The sequence below is a fragment of the Acidovorax facilis genome (assembly GCF_023913775.1).
GTDB classification, from domain to species: domain Bacteria; phylum Pseudomonadota; class Gammaproteobacteria; order Burkholderiales; family Burkholderiaceae_C; genus Acidovorax; species Acidovorax facilis.
Map to the genome: position 1 here is coordinate 1 of NZ_JAMXAX010000261.1, position 2,015 is coordinate 2,015.

General features: G+C 56.8%; 3 protein-coding genes. All 3 read left to right on the forward strand.

Annotation, left to right across the window (positions count from 1 at the left end):
- Nucleotides 1–233: 233 nt before the first annotated feature.
- Nucleotides 234–1,352, forward strand: a complete 1,119-nt coding sequence (locus tag NFX52_RS29960; protein WP_252635990.1) for a hypothetical protein — start codon at nt 234–236, stop codon at nt 1,350–1,352.
- A gap of 162 nt (nt 1,353–1,514) precedes the next feature.
- Complete coding sequence (locus NFX52_RS29965; RefSeq protein ID WP_156358804.1) at nt 1,515–1,694, forward strand: hypothetical protein; 180 nt, start codon at nt 1,515–1,517, stop codon at nt 1,692–1,694.
- Nucleotides 1,695–1,726: 32 nt separating this feature from the next.
- Nucleotides 1,727–1,915 (forward strand): hypothetical protein, encoded by a 189-nt coding sequence (locus NFX52_RS29970; protein WP_055400474.1) that lies wholly within the window; start codon nt 1,727–1,729, stop codon nt 1,913–1,915.
- Nucleotides 1,916–2,015: the final 100 nt, after the last annotated feature.

Sequence of the window (2,015 nt, forward strand, 5' to 3'; positions counted from 1 at the left end):
AGCTGCGCGCGGCGGCGACAGAACACATGACGATGTTGGAGAACACGCCAGAGCGGGTCCGGAAGTACTTTGGCGACAAGCATGTCGCCTATGCGGCCTCATGAATAATTCCCGCCGGATCAATAATTTTCGGTCGTGGATCCGATGAACACACAGCTCTCAATGACAATCTCCTTTGAGAAGCTCTGTGAGTCATGCACGCAACCGATCTGGTGAAAATGGAAAGATGATGCATGGCAAAACGCAACCGCGACGAGTTCAATAGCGAAACGCAAAGGGCACTGGCCTTACGTGCCAACTACAGATGCTCCTTTCCAAGGTGTGGCTTACCGACCTCGGGGCCAAGCGACGAATCACCTCGCGCGCACGTCAGCATCGGTGTCGCAGCACATATCCATGCCGCAGCGCCTGGCGGCCCTCGTTATGTGCCAGGTATGTCCCCTGAGGCACGTTCAGCCATCACCAATGGCGTCTGGTTGTGTCAAACGCACAGCAGATTGATCGATTCGGATCAATCCCGCTTCACGCCAGCCGTCCTCAACCAAATGAGGACTGACCACGAAGCCCGAGTGCGAGGGGAGATGGATGGAATGACCAAGTCGACGAGCCACTCGAATTTTGTCGCACTCGGACCTGACATTGTGTTCGTCGGTGAACTCGTGAGAGCAGAAAGTGCGTCATGGGATATACGCGTTGATCACTTCCTCGTCGGCGATCTTGGGACGCTGATCGCATTTTGCGAGCGCTTTGACCACATCGCATCGGCGGATCGCTTTGTACTTGTAAACGCCTTGGGTGATGGCCGGCAACTCGCTGCCGCCCCTGCCTGGCGGAAAGGTGATGAAGGCGATCTGCTTTCTCTCAAGCTGCGTCCCAGCGCACCGCGCATCAACGCGCATGAACTCCCGACCGATATCGCAGCAAATGAGGCCAACGACATCTTCCTGGAACATGGCGATCTCGCCACAGTCTCTGGGGTCGCCTCGCTTCCGCAGAGGATCAAGATGTGCCTATCCGTACTACGTGGCGAAGTTCCCCGTCACCCCACATTCGGCTCTAGGATCAAGGAGTATTTCGATCTCTTTCGAGACTCACCCTGGCTGCCCCATTTAGTGAAGCTCGAAGTGATCCGTATGGCATGCGTGCCTATGGACGACATCACTGCGGAACATCCATACACAGCGCTGCGCAGCGTATTGCGCGTCCGAAGCATTGAGCAGCTTCCGTCTGGACAACACGGAGACTGGATTTCGTTCCGTCTACATCTCGACGTTGAGGGCGTCGGCCCCTGGCACTGCGATCTGCCCATCTTCGTACCGACAGATAAACAGGCACCTAAGCACAAGGATTGACGACAAGGCCTCACGACAGACGCTAGAGCACCTGGCAACGCGGCACGAAAGCTCCATGCAGGCACGCCGCTTCAAAGGCGCATGGCAGAACGCGCTAGCCCTACCTGCCACCCGGGTACATCAAACACTTCAGCCATTCCAGAGATTCTCCAGGAGCACAAATTGACCGAGCCCAAGACACCGAAACTGAGCCGCGATGTTCTACTGGGACTGCGGACCACCGAGATCACCCACCAAGTGGGCGAGGTGCTGCACAACATCACGAGTTTTCTTCCACGGCTGCACAGGCCAAAGCGCTACTGGATGAGAACAGCGTCGTCGCGCAGGCTCAGCGATTTCTAGCGGATAACTCGATTGGCGCCTCGATCGCCGCAATGGAACTCAAGCACGTGGAGCAAATAAAGGCGCTGTTAAGTCCGCACGAGGACATCCAAAGGCTAGCTCAAAGGGATGCCGGCGTTCAGGCCGCAATCGAAGCCGCAATCCGGCATGAAGGCCTGACGGCAAGGATCGGTCCAGATTTTCTGGCGGAGCAAGGTAAGCGTCCAGCCGAGGCATCTTGAGTTGAGCCACATGTCCCGCGAATATCGCGGGCATGATGAAGAAGGTGGATGCAGTTTGCGTGGCGACGATCGCGTTGTTTGCGCGCTGGCTCAGCGTTGC